The sequence below is a fragment of the Anseongella ginsenosidimutans genome, assembly GCF_008033235.1.
Classification (GTDB): Bacteria; Bacteroidota; Bacteroidia; order Sphingobacteriales; family Sphingobacteriaceae; genus Anseongella; species Anseongella ginsenosidimutans.
Genome location: NZ_CP042432.1, coordinates 3067933 through 3087002, shown reverse-complemented (window position 1 = coordinate 3087002; position 19070 = coordinate 3067933). Strand labels below are relative to the sequence as shown.

At 51.2% G+C, this 19070-nt stretch carries 14 protein-coding genes; 11 read left to right on the top strand and 3 right to left on the bottom strand.

The genetic code is table 11. The features are described from left to right. The first annotated feature begins 41 nt into the window (after nucleotides 1-41). The 9 genes from secDF to coaD all read left to right on the top strand — a co-directional run bounded on the left by secDF (nucleotide 42) and on the right by coaD (nucleotide 11001). Nucleotides 42-3086, top strand: a complete 3045-nt coding sequence (gene secDF / locus FRZ59_RS12725) for a protein translocase subunit SecDF (protein ID WP_132128823.1) — start codon at nucleotides 42-44, stop codon at nucleotides 3084-3086. Between the two features lie 162 nt (nucleotides 3087-3248). Further along, the gene (locus FRZ59_RS12720; RefSeq protein WP_132128822.1) at nucleotides 3249-4556 is read left to right on the top strand and encodes an NAD(P)/FAD-dependent oxidoreductase; all 1308 of its coding nucleotides are present in this window, start codon (nucleotides 3249-3251) and stop codon (nucleotides 4554-4556) included. After that, nucleotides 4553-4864 (top strand): DUF3817 domain-containing protein, encoded by a 312-nt coding sequence (locus FRZ59_RS12715; RefSeq protein WP_132128821.1) that lies wholly within the window; start codon nucleotides 4553-4555, stop codon nucleotides 4862-4864. Before FRZ59_RS12720 ends, FRZ59_RS12715 begins: the two co-directional genes overlap by 4 nt. An 81-nt stretch (nucleotides 4865-4945) precedes the next feature. Next, complete coding sequence (locus tag FRZ59_RS12710) at nucleotides 4946-5761, top strand: hydroxymethylglutaryl-CoA lyase (RefSeq protein WP_132128820.1); 816 nt, start codon at nucleotides 4946-4948, stop codon at nucleotides 5759-5761. A 29-nt stretch (nucleotides 5762-5790) separates the two neighbouring features. After that, nucleotides 5791-7116 (top strand): dicarboxylate/amino acid:cation symporter, encoded by a 1326-nt coding sequence (locus FRZ59_RS12705; protein ID WP_132128819.1) that lies wholly within the window; start codon nucleotides 5791-5793, stop codon nucleotides 7114-7116. A 27-nt stretch (nucleotides 7117-7143) separates the two neighbouring features. Beyond that, nucleotides 7144-9108: an acetoacetate--CoA ligase gene (locus FRZ59_RS12700; RefSeq protein ID WP_132128818.1), complete on the top strand. Its 1965-nt coding sequence runs from the start codon at nucleotides 7144-7146 to the stop codon at nucleotides 9106-9108. A gap of 27 nt (nucleotides 9109-9135) precedes the next feature. After that, complete coding sequence (locus FRZ59_RS12695) at nucleotides 9136-9975, top strand: DUF3822 family protein (RefSeq protein ID WP_132128817.1); 840 nt, start codon at nucleotides 9136-9138, stop codon at nucleotides 9973-9975. Further along, on the top strand, nucleotides 9966-10529 hold the full coding sequence (locus tag FRZ59_RS12690; RefSeq protein ID WP_132128816.1) for an RsmD family RNA methyltransferase: 564 nt from the start codon (nucleotides 9966-9968) through the stop codon (nucleotides 10527-10529). The genes FRZ59_RS12695 and FRZ59_RS12690 overlap by 10 nt, the downstream gene beginning before the upstream one ends. Continuing rightward, nucleotides 10522-11001, top strand: coding sequence for a pantetheine-phosphate adenylyltransferase (gene coaD, locus FRZ59_RS12685; protein ID WP_132128988.1), 480 nt, complete (start codon nucleotides 10522-10524; stop codon nucleotides 10999-11001). Before FRZ59_RS12690 ends, coaD begins: the two co-directional genes overlap by 8 nt. Before the next feature lie 123 nt (nucleotides 11002-11124). On the opposite strand, the gene FRZ59_RS12680 is transcribed toward coaD, so the two are convergent. Further along, on the bottom strand, nucleotides 11125-11625 hold the full coding sequence (locus tag FRZ59_RS12680) for an NUDIX hydrolase (protein ID WP_147698336.1): 501 nt from the start codon (nucleotides 11623-11625) through the stop codon (nucleotides 11125-11127). Nucleotides 11626-11736: 111 nt separating this feature from the next. On the opposite strand from FRZ59_RS12680, the gene pyrE reads away from it, so the two are divergent. Both pyrE and clpB read left to right on the top strand, forming a co-directional pair. After that, the gene (gene pyrE / locus FRZ59_RS12675) at nucleotides 11737-12378 is read left to right on the top strand and encodes an orotate phosphoribosyltransferase (protein WP_132128814.1); all 642 of its coding nucleotides are present in this window, start codon (nucleotides 11737-11739) and stop codon (nucleotides 12376-12378) included. Between the two features lie 68 nt (nucleotides 12379-12446). After that, nucleotides 12447-15056, top strand: a complete 2610-nt coding sequence (clpB, locus tag FRZ59_RS12670; protein ID WP_132128813.1) for an ATP-dependent chaperone ClpB — start codon at nucleotides 12447-12449, stop codon at nucleotides 15054-15056. Nucleotides 15057-15102: 46 nt separating this feature from the next. On the opposite strand, the gene FRZ59_RS12665 is transcribed toward clpB, so the two are convergent. Together FRZ59_RS12665 and FRZ59_RS12660 are read right to left on the bottom strand one after the other, a co-directional pair. Continuing rightward, on the bottom strand, nucleotides 15103-17466 hold the full coding sequence (locus FRZ59_RS12665) for a GH92 family glycosyl hydrolase (RefSeq protein ID WP_132128812.1): 2364 nt from the start codon (nucleotides 17464-17466) through the stop codon (nucleotides 15103-15105). Between the two features lie 95 nt (nucleotides 17467-17561). Then, on the bottom strand, nucleotides 17562-19061 hold the full coding sequence (locus FRZ59_RS12660; RefSeq protein ID WP_132128811.1) for a RagB/SusD family nutrient uptake outer membrane protein: 1500 nt from the start codon (nucleotides 19059-19061) through the stop codon (nucleotides 17562-17564). Nucleotides 19062-19070 lie beyond the last annotated feature (9 nt).

The following is a 19070-nucleotide window of genomic DNA, read 5'->3' as shown; positions in this document are numbered from 1 at the left end:
TTTAACGTTGTCAAGATTTTTACTTTAAACATAACCAAACTATGCAAGGAAAAGGAGCTATCAGGTTCTTGGCCATTATTTTCGCGATAGCCTGTGTATATGCTTTGTCATTTACCTATGTGTCCTGGAGAGTAGCGCAGAAGGCAGAAATACATGCCAACGGTAATGAAGAACTGGAGAAAAGATACCTGGACTCCATGTCCACCGAAGTGGTGTATGACCTGGGAATTGACCAATATACTTACCAGGAAGTAAAGGAACGCCAGCTTAACCTGGGCCTTGACCTTAAAGGCGGAATGAACGTAACCCTGGAGGTGTCCCTGACCGAACTGGTAAGGGCGCTGGCCAATTACAGTGAAGACCCTACCTTTAACCAGGCGCTTGAGCAAGCGCAGAAGCAGGCGGTAAACAGCCAGCAAAGCTTTGTGTCGCTTTTTGTGGATGCCTACGAGTCCCTTGCACCGAACGGCAAGTTATCCGCAATTTTCGCCACCCCGGAGAACCAGGCAAGGATCAACCTCAATTCATCCAACCAGCAGGTAGAGCAATTCCTGAACGAGGAAGCAAACGGCGCGTTTGAACGCGCATTCAATATTATCCGTACCCGTGTGGACAAGTTCGGCGTAAGCCAGCCGAATGTGCAGAAGGCAGGGAATAACCGCATCGCCGTGGAGCTTCCCGGTGTAGACGATCCCGAACGCGTGCGAAAGCTGCTGCAGGGTTCGGCAAAACTGGAATTCTGGAAAACCTATGATAATTCCGAAGTGATCAACTCCCTGATGGCGGCCAATACCAGCCTGGCGGGAATACTGGAATTAGACAAGGAAAACACCGGCGATGCGCCGGGAACGGCCGACACTTCTTCTGCGGCCTCCCCTGCAACCGGAGCTGAAAGCGATACCGCGGGAAATGAAGAGGCGCTGTCACTGCTTGAGAAGATAGGTTCCGACAGTACCGCCAGCGATACGGGCAATGCGGCAGCCCTGGCATCCGAGTTTGCCGATCAGAACCCGCTTTTTGCCGTTCTTTCACCGGCTATCATGACCGGCCAGGCCGGACAGCAGGTGCCTGCTCCCGGACCCACAATAGGCTATGCTTCCCAGCGGGATACTGCCAAAGTAATGGAGTACCTGTCCATGCCCGCGATAAGAGCTAATTTCCCTTCCGACCTGGTCTTCGCCTGGAGCGTTAACCCGATCGATGAAAATAATACCTACCAGCTTTATGTCCTTAAAGCGGCAGGCCGCGATGCGGGCCCGGCCCTTGCAGGTGATGTGATCTCCGACGCGCGCAGTGACTTCGGCCAGAACGGGCAGCCGGAAGTGGTTATGTCCATGAATAGCGTAGGCGCGCGCGAATGGCGCCGTATTACTGCGGAAGCTGCAGGTGTTGCCGGTAACGAGAACGATAATAAATCGGTAGCCATTGTGCTAGACGGAGTGGTTTATTCTGCACCGAGGGTAGCTTCGGAGATCGGCGGCGGCGTTTCGCAGATCAGCGGAAGCTTTACCGTTGAACAAACCCAGGACCTTGCCAACGTGCTGAAGGCCGGCCGTATGCCTGCTCCAGCCAAGATCGTGGAAGAAGCGATCGTAGGCCCTACCCTTGGCCAGGAATCTATCCAGAGCGGGCTTATTTCTTCCCTGGTGGGTTTTGTGGTGGTACTTGTTTTTATGGTATTTTATTATGCCAGGGCCGGTTGGGTAGCCAATATCGCGCTGCTGGTGAACCTCTTTTTCCTCATGGGCGTACTTGCCGCATGGGGAGCCGTACTCACTTTGCCCGGAATTGCCGGTATCGTACTCACCATCGGGATGGCGGTAGATGCCAATGTGCTTATCTACGAGCGCATCAAAGAAGAGCTTGATCTGGGGAAAAGCCTGAAAAAGGCGATCCCGGACGGCTTCAGGCATGCCTATTCCGCCATTATTGACTCCAATGTCACTACCTTGCTGGTAGGGATCATTCTCTGGATCTTCGGCTCCGGCCCCATCCTGGGCTTTGCCACTACGCTGGTGATCGGCATCCTGACCTCTATGTTTACCGCGATCTTTATCAGCCGCCTCATCTTTGAAACGCTGCTGAGCAAGGAAAGGAAGGTCACTTTCTCTACTAAATTAACGGAAAGATGGTTCCGCGATTCCAAATTCGATTTTATCGCCGGACGGAAAAAGTTCTACATCATTTCCGCTGCGATCATTCTTGCCGGAGTGGTATCCATGTTCGTTAAAGGTTTCAGCCTCGGTGTCGATTTCAAGGGCGGCCGGACTTACGTGGTGGACTTCAATGAAAATGTTTCCACTAATGATGTAAGAAACGCGTTGGAAGTGCAGTTCGGAGCGGAGCCGGAAGTAAAAACGTATGGAGACTTCAGCCAGGTTAAAATAACGACCACCTACCTGATTGATAGTGCAAGTGCAACCGCTGAATCCGCAGCCCGCCAGAAACTGGAAGAAGGCCTCCAGGCTGTCGGCCCTGATTATGTTATCCAAAGCATTCAGAAAGTTGGCCCAACCATTGCCAGCGACATAAAAAGATCGGCCGTGTACGCGGTATTGCTGGCCCTGATTGGCGTCTTCCTGTATGTGCTGGCGCGATTCAAACGCTGGCAGTTTGGTATGGGCGCATTGGTAGCACTTGCCCATGACGTGCTTGTGCTGCTGGCCATCTTTACCATCTTCGACGGGTGGCTGCCGTTTTCGCTGGATATTGACCAGCAGTTCATTGCCGCCGCACTTACGGTAATGGGTTATTCGATCAACGATACGATCGTGATCTTTGACCGCGTAAGGGAATACATGGGGCTTCATCACAGCAAAAACGAATCCCTGCCTACTGTTATCAATAACGCATTGAACAGTACCCTTAGCCGTACGGTCGTCACCGGATTGTGTACCATGCTGGTGCTGGTCATTCTCTTCATCTTCGGCGGCGAAGTACTGAGAGGGTTTTCTTTCGCCATGCTCATTGGTATCATTTTTGGTACTTATTCCTCTCTTTTCGTGGCAACACCGGTAGTGGTGGAATTCATTAAGAAGAAGCCTGCGGAAGAGAAAGCGGAAGCCGAAGCTGTAAAAACAGTCTGAAAAAATATACGCTGTTTTACGGGGCCGGAAAGCTAATTCGATGGTTTTCCGGCCTTGTAATTTAGGAGGGAGAGCCAGGCGGCATTCGCTTCCGTTGTACATATCGCCGGTGCGTTATTTAGAAAACAATAATGCATTTTTGCGGTTAGAAGTAATTAGCGCATGACTATTGAACTCCCTGAAAACTCATTTCCGAAAGTCGTCATAATTGGCGGTGGATTTGGCGGCATCAGCCTGGCTAAAAAGCTCCGAAACAAAGAAGTCCAGGTGATCATGTTTGACCGGCATAATTACCATACCTTCCAGCCCCTGCTGTACCAGGTAGCTACCGGCGGCTTAGAACCGGATTCCATTGCATATCCCCTTCGTAAGATATTCAAGAATCAGCGGAACTTTACCTTCAGGGTAGCCGAAGTATTGTCCGTTGATCCGCAGAAGAAGCTGATCCAAACTTCTATCGGGTATACTAATTATGATTTTCTGGTACTTGCCACTGGCTCGGAAACCAATTTCTTCGGGAACAAGGAAATGGAGCAAATGACTATGCCCATGAAGACAGTTCCCGAGGCCCTGGATCTACGGAGCCTTATCCTTCAGCATTTTGAAGCGGCCCTGCTGGAAGACAGCATCAATGAGCAGGAAGCGCATATGAACTTTGTGGTGGTTGGGGGCGGCCCTACCGGGGTGGAGATCTGCGGTGCATTGGCGGAACTGAAAAACCACGTATTGCCCAAGGATTACCCGGACCTTGATCTCCGCAAAATGCAGATCAACTTAGTTGAAGGCACCCCGCAATTACTCAGTTCCATGTCCGATAATGCCAGTACCAAGGCCGGAAAATTCTTAAAGGACATGGGCGTGAACCTCTGGCTGGACGCCCGCGTGCTAAATTATGACGGCAAAACCGTGACCCTTCATACCGGCAGAAAATTCGAATCCTATAACGTGATCTGGACGGCAGGCGTAAAAGGTAAAACCCTTGAGGGCCTTGATCCCGCCGCCCTGGTGAGGGGAAACCGGTATAAGGTTACCCAGTTCAACCAGGTAGAAGGATACCAGGATGTCTTCGCTATTGGCGACGTAGCCGCAATGGTCACGGAAGAATTTCCCAACGGGCATCCGGGTGTGGCGCCGGCGGCCATGCAGCAGGGAAGCCATTTGGCAAAAAATATTATCCGGCTGATCAACGGCGGGGAAATGGAGCCTTTTTCCTATTTTGATAAAGGGAGCATGGCCACGATTGGCCGTAACAAAGCCGTTGTAGATATTGGTTACGTACGATTCGCCGGGTTATTTGCCTGGTTCGTGTGGATGTTCGTTCACCTGATGACCCTGGTGGGCTTCCGCAATAAAATGGTGGTCTTTGTCAACTGGATTTGGAATTACTTTAGCTTTGACCGGGGTATCCGCCTCATTATTCGCCCCGTAAACCGGAAAAGGGGCATTACCGAAGAAAGAGACACATTATGAATACATTTTTAGCTACTGCCCTCGGAAGGTTCCGCCTGATTGCCATTGCAGAAGGCATTTCTTATCTTTTCCTGCTGTTCGTGGCTATGCCGCTGAAGTATTTCGCCGGTATGCCAGAAGTGGTCAAATACGGCGGCTGGGTTCACGGCCTGCTTTTTATCTTGTTTATGTTTGCCCTCCTGGAAGTGAGCGTTAAAAGGAAGTGGACCATTTTTAAAGCCAGCCGCGGATTCATCTCTTCCCTGATACCCTTCGGAACCTTTGTTTTCGACCGGGAATTAAAAAAAGAAGCTGAATTAACGCGCTAAAACTGAAATCAACAGCTGGAAACCCAAAATCATAAACTAAAAACTAAAAACTTTAAACTAGTTGAATGTCCCCGCGATGCCATGCAGGGGATCGGAACTTTTATTCCCACCGCCGTCAAGGCACGCTACCTGAATCAACTGCTGGAAGTTGGTTTTGACACGCTCGATTTCGGCAGTTATGTTTCACCGGCGGCCATCCCGCAGATGAGGGATACGGCAGCCGTACTCCGCTTGCTTCGTACCGCCGACTCTCCTACCCGCCTGCTGGCCATCGTGGCTAACGAACGCGGCGCCAGGGAGGCGGTACCCCAGGAACAGATCAGTTTTCTCGGCTTCCCGCTTTCCGTATCGGAAACCTTCCAGGAACGCAATACCAACAGCAGCATCCGGGTATCTATGGAAAGGGTGGAAAGCATCCTGGAACTATGCCTGGCCAAAAAGAAGTCACTGGTGATCTACCTCTCCATGGGATTCGGAAATCCTTACGGGGACCCCTGGAGTCCGGAACTGGTCCTTGAGCAGGCGGAAAAGATTATTTCCATGGGAATTACTACCATTTCCCTTGCTGATACCGTAGGAGTAGCTACGCCGGAAAGCATCCGTCAACTCTTCAGCTTGCTTGTTCCTGCTTTTCCGGATGTGGAATGGGGAGCCCACCTGCATACCGGCCCGCATAACTGGAAAGAGAAAATTGAAGCAGCCTGGGACTGCGGCTGCCGCCGCTTCGACGGGACGCTGAAAGGATACGGAGGCTGTCCCATGGCTGCCGATACCCTTACCGGCAACATGGCTACTGAAAACATCCTGCAGTTTGCGCGGGAAAACGACATCTCCACCTGGCTCCATGAGCCCGCGCTTCGTAAAGCTTTAACTACCGCGGTTGAAATTTTTTCCTAAATTGGGGCCCCAATCAATATAATGGATTTATGCCCAAACTAAAGAAACCTGCTTTACACACCCGTATCCTGCTGGGAATGATCATCGGCATCCTGGCGGGAGTCATTGTCAAACAAACAATTTCAGATCAGGAAACCATCGACACCATTGTAAAATGGGTGGAGCCCATTGGCCAGATCTTCCTCCGGCTGATCTTCATGACCGTAATTCCCCTGATATTATCGGCCCTGGTACTTGGGATTGCCGAAATAGGCGACCTCAAGCGGGTTGGCCGCATCGGACTGCGTCTGCTGGCCTATAGCTTAATAGTCAGCTCCATTTCCGTGTTCATCGGGATTGCCATGGTTAACCTGTTTGAACCAGGCAACAGCCTTACCCCGGAAACCCGCGATTATCTTACCCAGGAATTCCTGGACGACTCCCAAACTGCCGCCAAAAACGCTGCTTATGCCCAGGAACGCACCGTAGGCGATGTATTGACCAATATTGTTCCCAAAAATCCGCTGGAAGACATGACCCGCGCTTTTGATTCCACTTATATGGGAGGCGGTTTGCTTGCAGTGATGTTCTTTGCCCTGATCTTCGGCATCGCGATGGCTTCGGTAGATCCTGTAAAGACAGCTCCCGTAAAAGCTTTTTTTGAAGGTTTGTATGAAATTGTCATCAAGATCATCGGGTATGCCATGCGCCTGGCGCCCTACGGGGTCGCAGCGCTTCTTTTTAACCTTACTGTGAATGTCGGCGCCTCCTTTCTCCTGGTTTTATTGAAATATGTCCTTATCGTTCTGGCTGCCCTGGCCATTCACCAGTTTGTTACCTATTCGGTGATCCTCAAATTTTTTGCGGGCCGCAGTCCTCTGAAATTCTTTAACAAGACCGGAGAGGTAATGATCACCGCCTTCTCCACCAGTTCCAGCAATGCCACGCTGCCAACCGCTATTGCCGTAAGTATTGAAAAGTTGAAGATCCCCAAACCGATCGCTAACTTTGTACTGACCATAGGAAGTACGGCCAACCAGAATGGCACAGCCTTGTTTGAAGGGATCACGGTTCTCTTCCTTGCCCAGTGCTTTAATGTAGATCTTAGCCTTACATCCCAGATCACGGTGGTTTTCCTGTGTATTTTAGCCGGCATTGGCACGGCAGGCGTTCCAGGCGGCTCCCTGCCGGTCATTGTCACGATATTGGTATCCATCGGCGTACCGGGAGAAGCGATCGGGCTTATTTACGGCGTAGATCGAATCCTGGACATGTCCCGGACGGTACTGAACGTCACAGGTGACATTACGGCGGCCGCTTATATCCAAAAGGTCGAAGAGAAAGCAGGACAGGGATCACTGGAGCTGCCCGGTTAAGCCGAATACGGATTAAAGAATTCCATTATGCACCAGCCTGAAAAAATATGGATCCCTTCCCCATCTTTCAGGGAACGGTCCCATCTCAGCCGATACAGCAGCTGGCTGAAAGAGAATTATTCCCTGAATTTCCGGGATTACGATTCCTTATGGCAATGGTCAACCAGCCACCCGGCGGATTTCTGGGAGAGTATCTGGAAATATTTTAATATAAAATCCTATACTCCCTACAGGGAAGTGATGTCCTCCGAACCCATGCCGCATACCCGCTGGTTTGACGGAAGCACGCTCAATTATGCCGAGCATATTTTCCGCAACAAAACAAAGGAACGGCCCGCCCTCCTTTACCGTTCGGAAACCACTCTTTTAAAGGAAGTATCCTGGGAAGAACTGGAAAGCCAAACCGGGGCGCTTCAGGCTTTTTTCCGGAAAGCAAAATTATGCCCCGGAGAACGGGTAGCTGCCTGCCTTCCCAATATCCCCGAGGCAAGTGTCGGCCTGCTCGCCACGCTGTCTGTAGGCGCTATCTGGAGCAGCTGCTCACCTGACTTCGGAGCCGAAGGTATTATTGACCGCTTCAGCCAGATATCCCCAAAGATACTGATCATGGCAAGCGGATACACCTACAACGGCCGCCCCTTCAACCGGCTGGACGTCCTTGAAAAGGTCAGAAAGTCCCTTCCGACAGTTGATAAGGTAATTCTGGTTCCGTTTCCAGGGCGGGAAGACAGCGCCCGCCCGGAAGGCGTCACCCTATGGGAAGAAGCCATGCAGATGCAGCACGGCCCGCTGGAATTTACGCCGGTTCCTTTTGCCCACCCGATCTGGATATTGTATTCTTCCGGCACTACCGGCACACCCAAAGCCATTACCCATTCACACGGCGGAATGCTGCTGGAACACCTGAAATATCTATCGTTTCACAACGATGTTCATCCGGGAGAGAACTTTTTCTGGTATTCCACCACCGGCTGGATGATGTGGAATTTCGTGCATGCTTCACTATTAACAGGTGCAACCGCGGTACTTTACGAGGGCAGCCCGGCTTATCCTGGCCTGGAAGCGCTGTGGGAACTTGCAGATAAAGCTCCCATACACCATTTCGGCGCCAGCGCCCCTTTCCTGGTTGCATGCATGAAAGCAGGTCTTAATATTCGTGAAAAGTACCCGCTGATGTCCCTTCGCTCCATCGGTTCCACCGGCTCCCCGCTTCCGCCGGAAGCGTTTCGTTACGTATACGAACAGATAAGAGAAGATGTATGGCTATGTTCCATGAGCGGAGGAACCGATGTTTGTACAGCCTGGGTAGGTGGCTGCCCCTGGGAACCTGTTTACGACGGAGAGATCCAGCGCCGCTGCCTGGGAGTAAGTATGGAAGCTTACGATGAAAAAGGTTTTCCGCTCGAAAATGAAGTTGGCGAAATGGTGGTGACCGTTCCCCTCCCCTGCATGCCTGTATATTTCTGGAATGACCCACGTCATGAACGTTACCTTGAAAGTTATTTCAGCACCTACCCGGGCGTATGGAGGCACGGAGACTGGTTGCAGATTACGCCACATAAAGGAGTGCGGCTGCTCGGGCGGTCGGACGCCACCCTGAACCGCCAGGGAGTCCGTATCGGTACCGCCGAAATATACCGCGCGATGGATAAGGTGGAAGAAGTGCGGGAAAGCCTTATCGTAAACCTGGAAAGACCCGGAAACGGGGATTATATGCCACTTTTCGTTCTGTTGAAGGAAGGCGTTTCCCTTACGGATGAACTCCGGGAACGCATTAAGCGAATTATCCGTGAAGAATTTTCTCCGCGCCATGTCCCCGATGCGATCATTGCCGTCCCGGACATCCCCTTTACTATTTCAGGCAAGAAAATGGAAACTCCGGTAAAAAAGATCCTGATGGGAAAGCCTTCGGCCGAAGCCGCTAACCGCGCGGCCATGCGAAACCCCGGCTCCCTCGATTTTTATTCGGATCTTGCCAAAAAATTATGTTAGGAAGAAATTCTTAGATTTGCGGGCAGTATGCAGGAAAGCAATTATTTAAAACTGGTCGATAACAATTACCGGCTCCGTCAATCAAAGCAATACCATCTGAATGTCCGGCTGACGGGCAATAGTTTCTCCTACAACGTTTTTGATCCTTCCCAGGGTAAGTTCATTGCGCTTTTTGATGCACGATCTACCGGGCAGGCCATAAATATTCAGCCTTACGTGGAAGAAGACGACCTTCTTAAACAAGTATTCGGAGTTACCCGTCTTATGTTCAGTTCAGGCCAGTTCCTGCTGATACCGGAAGATCTTTACGATGAAAGCCAAACGCATACCCTGTTTCAAACTGCGTTTAAAGCCCCGGGAGACATCATTGTAAACAATCCGGTAGAGACGCTGAACGCCCGCCTCTTATCCGCGCTCAGCAAAGAAGAACACCAGGCGCTGACTAAGGATTTCGGTAAGGCATATCTGTACCATGAAGGCGGGCCACTCATTACCGGCCTGCAGCGCCAATATGAGAAGGCGGAACAAAGCTTTCTCTGCCTTCATGTGGAAAGCCAGTATATGGAAATTGCTTTCCTGATGAACGGAAAGCTCCAGTTTTATAACCGCTTTTGTTTTGAGAACCCGGAGCAGTTTATTTATTTCCCCCTGTTTGTATGCAAGCAGGCAGGTCTTGACCCGGCGGAGGTAAACCTGCTTTTATCCGGGGTGATCGACGAAACATCCGGGCTGTACAAGCAACTGCACACGTATTTCCGTCATCTTGATTTTTGCGAATTACCCAATAATTTTAAATATAGCAAGCGTTTATACGATGTGCCTCAGCATTATTTTTACTCGCTTATCAACCTGGAATCATGCGGATAATCTCCGGTAAATTCGGTGGCAGGCGTTTGACGCCCCCCGGAAAGATCCCGGCCCGCCCTACCACCGACAAGGCAAAGGAAGCGCTTTTCAATATCCTTGTAAACCGCTATGACCTTGCCGGCTTGCAGGTACTGGACCTCTTCGCCGGCACGGGAAATATTTCTTTCGAATTTATTTCCCGCGGCTGCCCGGGAGTAGTGGCGGTAGAGCGTAATTTTTCAAGCGTAAGTTTCATGAACCAAGTGAAGGAGGAACTTCAGGTGTCCGAACTCCAGGTAGTTCGCGCTGACGTATTCCGGTTCTTGAAAACCGATACAGGCAGGTACGATCTCATTTTTGCTGATCCTCCTTACGATCTGCATAATTTTACCGATATTGTATACACCGTATTCGAAAGAAAGATGTTGAAGAAAAACGGCTGCCTCATCGTTGAGCATTCCAACCTGGTAAACACCGGCAACCTGCCGGGTTTCCGGGAGAAAAGGCAATACGGGCAATCCGGTTTCAGTTTTTTTGAAGACGCGTCAGAAGATCACGTCCAAGACCATGAATGAAGAAAAAATCGCCCTGTTTCCGGGCTCCTTTGACCCGATCACCATTGCACATGTAGATATCCTTGCCCGCGCACTGCCGCTTTTCAGCAAGGTCTACATTGGCATCGGATTAAACAGCAATAAACAGGCGCTGCTAAGCCAGGAATTAAGGGAAGAAATGATCCGCGCGGTGTACGCAGGGGAAGAGAAAGTGGAAGTGGTGAGTTATGAAGGCCTTACCGTAGAATTCTGTTCCAGGATAGGCGCGTCCTATATTCTCCGGGGTATTCGCAGCTCCTCCGACTTTGAATATGAAAAAGCGATCTCCCAGATGAACCATGCAATGCGCCCGGAGATCGAAAGCGTCTTCATTCTAAGCAATCCGGGCTATTCGGCCATTAGTTCATCCATCGTACGCGACGTCATGCGGTACGGCGGCGACGTGAACCAATTCATACCGGAGCAGGCGCTCGCTATTCTAAAGGCGCAATAACCGGTCTTGCCGCGATAGCTGCCCGGCGGGTGCAAGGACTGAATAAACGGAGCCTGCCTTTTACCCGAGCCTGGTTTTAATGCCATTTCGCGTTCTTTTGCACCTCCGTATTCAATACCTCTGCTATACCTCAACCAGGTGGTCTCCTATTACCTCCCGGATCAGATCATAGGTGTTTTTTCTTACTTCATCGAGCTCGTCAGCGGAAAACCATTTTACCTCTGTGATCCCTTCGGCCAGCTGCGGCTTCATTTGCCGGTAATCGCCGGCTTCCATCCGGTACCAAAAGGTTTGTTTCAGCGTAATATTCCCGTTCAGGGCATAAGCATGCCAGGTTGGTGTGAGTGGTTCTGTTATACGTTTAACGGTGATGCTGCACTCTTCTTCCACTTCCCTCAGACTGCCTTCGGGCGGCGTCTCCCCTGGTTCAAGCTTTCCCTTCGGAAGGTCCCATTTGCCATGGCGAAAAATGAAAAGGTACTGACCCTGTTCATTCCTTACCAGGCCGCCGCCTGCTTCGATATAGGTCAATCTCTTTTTCAGGTCTTCCATTATTTTATCGGGAGAAGCAGTTAGTAGCACGAAATTTGCTGAATCATTTCCATTGATCATACCGGCTAACACAGAATACAGTTTTTTTTCTGTAATTTTTTACAATCAGGATGATATGCTTTTTTAAGGCCGGAGGTGATGATTATCCGCTTATCGTTCACGTAAATTCTATAGATTTGCGCCATGCCAGAGAAAAATGAGACTGCACTATTGGTTGCAGAGTTTCTTTTACAAATTAAAGCAATTAAATTACAACCGTCCAATCCTTTTACATGGGCATCCGGCTGGAAGTCGCCAATTTATTGCGATAACCGCGTAACGCTATCGTATCCACCCATCCGGACCTTTATCCGCCAGCAGCTAACGCACGTGATCAACGAAGAATTCGGAGCAGTTGACCTGGTAGCAGGCGTAGCCACAGGCGGGATTCCCCAGGGTGTGCTGGTAGCCCAGGACCTTGGGCTTCCCTTTGTTTATGTACGCCCCGAGCCAAAAAAACACGGCAGGCAGAACCTGATAGAAGGCGATCTGAACTCCGGGCAGCGGGTAGTAGTGATCGAAGATCTTATTTCCACGGGAAAGAGCAGTTTGCAGGCCGTGAAGGCTTTGCGGGAGGCCGAATGCGATGTAGCGGGGATGGTAGCGGTATTTAGTTACGGCTTTGCAGTAGCTGAAGAAAACCTCAAAAATGCCAGCTGTAAATATTTTACGCTGACCAATTACGATGCGTTGTTAAAGAAAGCCGTTCAGAATGGATATATTCTGGAGGAGGATGTAGAGACCCTGAAAAATTGGCGCAAAAGCCCCGAAACCTGGGGACAATAACCAGACAAATTTTCAGACAACCCCTTCTTTTTAAAGCATGGTAGAGATTTTGTGATGAAAACAATACCATGAATTTAAACAATTTTACGATCAAGGCGCAGGAAGCTGTTAACAAGGCTTCCGAAATAGCGCTGGGAAACCAGCAGCAAGCCATTGAACCTGCGCACTTGCTGAAAGGAATGCTTTCAGTAGACGAGAACGTGGTCAGCTACCTACTGAAAAAGCTGAATGTCAATATCGAAAGGCTCAACCAGGCCCTGGATGCACAGATAAACAGCTTGCCAAAGGTAAGCGGCAGCGAATTATATCTTTCGGGCGCATCGGCCCAGGTCGTACAGAAGGCGCAGTCCTATCTCAAGGAATTCAAGGATGACTTCATTTCCATCGAACACTTATTACTGGGTATTTTAACCGGTAATGATAAATCCGCCCTTCTCTTAAAAGAGCAGGGGGTGAACGAAAAGGACCTGAAAAAAGCCATTCTTGAACTCAGGGGCGGCTCAAGGGTAAGCGATCCGAATGCGGAAGCCACTTATAACGCCCTGGAGAAATACTCCAGGAACCTGAACGAACTGGCCCGCGAAGGGAAGCTCGACCCCGTCATCGGCCGGGACGAGGAGATCCGGAGGGTAATCCAGATCCTTTCCCGCAGGACCAAGAACAACCCGGTGCTGGTGGGCGAGCCAGGTGTAGGTAAAACGGCCATTGCCGAGGGCATCGCGCATCGTATCATCGACGGCGACGTCCCTGAAAACCTGAAGAGCAAGATCGTTTATTCGCTGGATATGGGCGCCCTGGTTGCAGGCGCCAAGTATAAGGGAGAGTTTGAAGAGCGGTTGAAAGCGGTGATAAAAGAAGTCACCCAGTCTGACGGACAGATCATTCTCTTTATAGACGAGATCCACACCCTGGTTGGCGCAGGCGGAGGCGAAGGCGCGATGGATGCGGCAAATATCTTAAAACCCGCCCTTGCCCGCGGGGAACTGCGCGCAATCGGCGCCACCACGTTGAACGAATACCAGAAATACATAGAAAAGGACAAAGCCCTGGAACGCCGTTTTCAACGGGTAATGGTGGATGAACCGAATACCCAAGACGCAATTTCCATTCTCCGGGGGTTGAAAGAGCGTTACGAAAATCATCACAAGGTGCGGATCCGCGACGAGGCGATTATTGCCGCGGTGGAGCTTTCACAGCGTTACATCAGCGAACGTTTCCTTCCGGACAAGGCCATTGACCTGATGGACGAAGCAGCTTCCAGGCTGCGTATGGAAATGGACTCCAAACCTGAGGAGCTGGACGAACTGGAACGCCGGATCATGCAGCTGGAAATAGAGCGGGAAGCGATCAAAAGAGAAAAGGATGAAAAAAAACTGAACCAGTTAAATGAAGAGATCGCAAATCTCTCCGCAGACCGGGATGAACTGAAATCCAAATGGCAGGCCGAGAAAGATGTAGTGGAAGCCATCCAGGAACAAAAAGGCAAAATTGAGCAGCTGAAAATAGAAATGGAGCAGGCCAAGCGCAACGGTGATTTTGGCCGGGCGTCCGAGATCCAATACGGCCTTATCCCGGAAACGGAAAAATCCCTGGAAGAACTTTCCTCCAAGCTCGTAGGCATACAGGAACAGTCCCGTATGCTGAAGGAAGAAGTAACCGCTGAAGACATCGCCGAAGTAGTAGGGCGCTGGACCGGGATCCCGGTAACCAGGCTGGTAGCCAGCGAACGTGAAAAGCTGCTTCACCTTGAAGAACAGCTGCATAAAAGGGTTGCCGGCCAGGAAGAAGCTATTGAAGCGGTGGCAGATGCCATTCGCCGCAGCCGCGCCGGCCTGCATGACAAGAAAAAGCCCATTGGCTCCTTCATTTTCCTGGGAACAACGGGTGTTGGCAAAACCGAGCTTGCCCGCGCACTGGCCGAATTCCTTTTTGACGACGAGCATTCCATGACCCGGATAGATATGTCCGAATACCAGGAACGTCACTCGGTCTCCCGCCTTGTGGGCGCGCCTCCGGGCTACGTAGGTTATGACGAAGGCGGCCAGCTTACGGAAGCCGTCCGGCGTAAACCTTATTCGGTAATATTACTCGATGAAATAGAGAAGGCTCATCCGGATGTATTCAATATCCTGTTGCAGGTACTGGACGACGGGCGGCTCACCGATAACAAGGGGCGTACGGTCGACTTTAAGAACTGTATCGTTATCATGACTTCCAACATCGGCTCTCAGATTATCCAGGAAAGCTTTTCCGCAATAAACGAGGGCAATAAAGATGAAGTCGTGGCTTCCACGCGCAACCAGGTTTTCGAGCTGCTGAAAAAAACCATCCGGCCTGAATTCCTTAACCGCATCGACGAGATAATCATGTTCAGCCCCCTGGACAGGGAGCAGATCCGGGAAATCGTGGGCATGCAGTTCCAGCAGCTGCAAAAGACCCTCCGCGAAATGGGTGTGAATATCTCCGCCTCAGAGGAAGCCCTGGACTGGCTTGCCCAGCTGGGCTACGACCCCCAGTTCGGCGCCCGCCCGCTGAAGCGGGTGATCCAGAAAAAGATCATGAACGAATTGTCCAGGCAGCTCCTTGCCGGGAAGATCGAGAAAGACGCAAAGATCAAACTGGACATGTTCGACAATCAGTTCGTTTTCTTCAACGAAGAGGACAAGGAGCAGAACTAGACCTGGTTCTGGGCTGGTGGGACGGTACACAAAGGGGGGTCCGGGCTTACTTTTTATAGTTGTCTTTCGGGGTTTCTCCCATTTGCAGGGTGAGCTTGCCGCCTTTGGTGATTGATCTGAAGGGTATGAAGGGGGTTTGGAGGGCTTTGCCGTTGAGGTGGAAGGACTGGACGTATTGGTTTTGGGGGCTGTTGTTGCGGGTTTCGATGACGAACTTTTTTCCTTTATAGTAGTCCTGGTTCAGCAGGATGGTTACTTTATCAAATAAGGGACTGCCCAGGCCGAAACGGGGTTCGGTTTCCGTGAGGCCTTTTACGTCAAACAGGCCAATGGAAGAGATTACGTACCAGGCGCCAAGCTGGCCCTGGTCTTCGTCCTGTCCGTAACCATAACCATGGACGCCTTCGGTACCGTAAAATTCATTACAGATAGCGCGAACCCATTTTTGGGTAAGGGAAGGCTTGCCAGAATAATTGAACATCCATGAAATATGCAGGTTGGGCTGGTTGCCGTGATTATACAGGCCTTCCAGGCCGGCAAAGGCGTCAATATTCCTGCCGCCGCCAAAGATCGCTTTTTGGGAAACGGTAAAAATACTGTCCAGGCGGGAATTGAATTCCTGCCTGCCTAACTTTTCAACAAGGCTTTCGGGTTCATGGGGCACGAAGAAAGTGTACTGCCAGGCATTTCCTTCCTGGAAACCACGCCAAACCTCTTCCGGCCGAAAGTTCTCCAGGAAGCTGCCGTCTGCATAGCGGGGACGCATAAAACCGGTGGAAGGATCATAGATTTTTTCCCAGCCATTTGATAAACGCATTAATTCGGCATAATCCTTTTCCTTTCCAAGCAATTTCGCCCACTGAGCTACCGCAAAGGAACTGAAAGAATATTCAAGCGTATGAGAACCGGAAAAACGCCAGGCTTCGTCCGGGCCGTCCGCCTGGTCCAGGTGATTCACAAAACCGTATTTTACAAAGCGATCCACATCCAGTTTCCCGGCGCCGCGGGGACGGTTTTCCCAGCCTGTTTCATTTTTAAGGGCAGCCTGGTAGCCCTGTTCTATGTCAAAATCCCGGATCCCGCACATAAACGCGCTGGCAATGACAAGGCTCATGAAATTCGTGCCGACTCCTGATACAAACCTGCTGGAGGCAATGCCGTCGCCCAGCCAGCCGGCATCCTTATACACCAGCAGCTGGCTTTTTATAAAATCTGAATAATATTCCGGGTAGGCAAGCGCCCAGAGCTGGGTCAGGTTCCAGTAAGCGCCCCACATGGCATCCGTATTATAATGGTGGAAGAGCGGCCGGCCTTGCTCATCAAGGGGGATCTGCCCGATGCTGCCGTCATTTTTCGGATAGGCTCCGTTCACATCGCTGGCAAGCCCTCTTCCCAGCAGCGCATGGTACAGGCCCGTATAGAATTTCACCTTATCTTCCCGTACCGGCGTTTCCACATGGATGCGGCCCAGGTAGCTGTTCCAGGTATCACTGGCACGCTGATGAGCCCCGTCAAAATCCAGGTTCTTAGCCTCTGCTTCCAGGTTAAGACGTGCATTTTCAATGGACGTATAAGACAGGCCGGCTTTGATCGTAACGGCCTCTCCCTCGGCGGTGGAAAAACTAAGGTAAAGACCTGCGCCCTTTCCGGAAAGTTCTTCCCGGCCCTTGTAAATTTCCTCTCCCCTGAACACGCCGTAGGCTACAGGTTTTTTATCCAGGACAGCCGAAAAGTACATACTCACTTCGGCGCCGGGCTGGTATTTCTGCACATAAGCCGGCAGCGTGGTCACAAAGCCTTCTACCCTGCCCTCCGGGGTCAGGTAAACCCGGGCGTCTTTCACCGGCCCGCTTTCGCCCTGTTGATTGCCGATATCGAAAAGAATATGAGACGCTTGGGAAGCGGGAAAAGTGTACCGGTGAAAAGCTACGCGGGGAGTGGCCGTCACTTCGGCTTTCACCCGGTATTCGTCGAGTAACACAGAATAATAGCCTGCCGTAGCCACCTCGTTTTCCCGGCTGAAACGGGACCGGTACCCCTTGTCCGGATTTTCCAGTTTGCCCGGAATCGTTTCCAGTTCGCCGGTGACCGGAGCAAAAACTACCCCTCCTACCTGGAATTCATGAAAATTCGGAAAGCCTTCAATAGATTCATGCCGGTAGTCATAACCCACAGCTTCCCAGCCGGAAGGATTGCCATAGTGCCCGTTCGTGGCAGGCCCTGGCTTTGCCATCCCGAAAGGCAGGGAACCCGGCGCGAAATGAAACCAGCGACAATGAGCGGTACCTATCAAGGGGTCAACAAAGGCAGTCAGGTCTTCTCCACGGGACTGAGCCACGGCGCCGTTTTCACCCGCCAGGAGAAAAAGCCCCAGCAAAGGAACCCACCCGCTTGTAAGTATCTTGCGCATATAACGAGGAATTGATTTCTCAGCCAATATAAAAAAATGCTTCCGCACCACTTGGGAAACGGAAGCATTTTTTTGCTGTGCTGCGATGCCAGCTCTCAGAATCCGGGATTCTGGCTAAGCGCAGAATTATTATCCAGTTCCCGCTTGGGAACGGGGAAAAGCAGGTGCTTTTCCTGGAAAGTGGCGTCAAATACGGTAGTATGGCCCACGAAATTTTCCCATTCACCGCTTACATCGTTTTTCACCATTCGGGTGCGTATCATATCAAACCACATTTTTCCCTCGTAGCACAACTCAAAATTACGCTGCGACCAAACCTCCTTTTCAAAAGCATCCATTGAAAGGGCGCCGACCGGCGCCAGGCCGGCCCGGCCGCGAATATCGTTCACATATTGACGGGCCTGGGCATTGGGGCTGCCTTCGGCGCGATTAGATGCTTCAGCATACATCAGCATCACGTCTGCGAGCCTGTAAACCGTGAAATTAACTGGTGAATTGGCGTCCCCGTCCACGGCCTGTTTGTGATAGTATTTATAAATATAAGGCGCTCCCAGGTTTACCTGGGAAGCGTTGGTCCGGTTGGGCGTATAAAAGGTAAAGAAAAATTGCTTTTCCTCTGCGCGCTTATCGCCGGCGGCATAACTATCCACAAATTGTTCGGTGGGAACCAGCCCGCCGTATTCGTCAGCATAAGCGGTGGAAATATCGAAGCCCAGCGGCAGGCATACAGGAGTAAGCCCGGAATTCCGGTTTTCCTGGTCATACTGCACCTGGAAGACCAGTTCGCCGCTATTTTCTTTCGCAGGATCACGCAGGTCGGCATATTCCGGGAACAGGGAATAGCCGCCTTCTTCAATGAGTTCCGCGGAACGGCTGGCCGATTCGGTATAATACTGTTCGCCGCCCTGTACAGGATAACCCGCATAGGTAAGAAATACGTCTGCCAGCAAGGCTTTGACCAATCCCATCGAAGCCCGGCCCGTGCCATCTCTCCAGGGAAGCGTAGACTCTTCGGCAAAAAGCAAATCAGGAATAATGATCTCATCGTAAATCTCTTTCACCGGTGATCGCGGCGTTTCTATCTGCCCCAGGTCAGAGATATTCTCCGTAACCTTCGGCACATCGCCGAACATCCTCACGAGGTAAAAATAGTAAAAGGCCCTGAGCGTCCGCACTTCGGCCAGCCAGTTTTTACGCTGTCCTTCATCCAGGCCGGGAAACTCGCTTAGTTCCTCCAGCGCGATATTGCAGTTCTGGATACCGCGGTAAAAGCGCCGCCAGTAATCGCCGATATAGAAAGCATCGGCATCGTACGTAAGTTGATTGAATTTAAATGCCTCGGTCTGGGGCACACCGCTTGCTTTTCCGGTCATAAACTCCAGGAAGGAGAGCGTATTGCCGCCCCATCCGCCTGCGCCCTGGGCCAGCACGTCTATTTCGGTATAAGCGCTGTTAGCGAAGGCCTGGGCAACTTCACTGCTGGTAAGGCTGGCATCGGTGGTAAGCGAGCCCGGTTCCTCGTCCAGGAAGGATTCGCACGCACTCATGAACAAGGCCGTCACGGCTAGTGCGGTACAGTATACTAGTTTTTTCATGATTTCTGG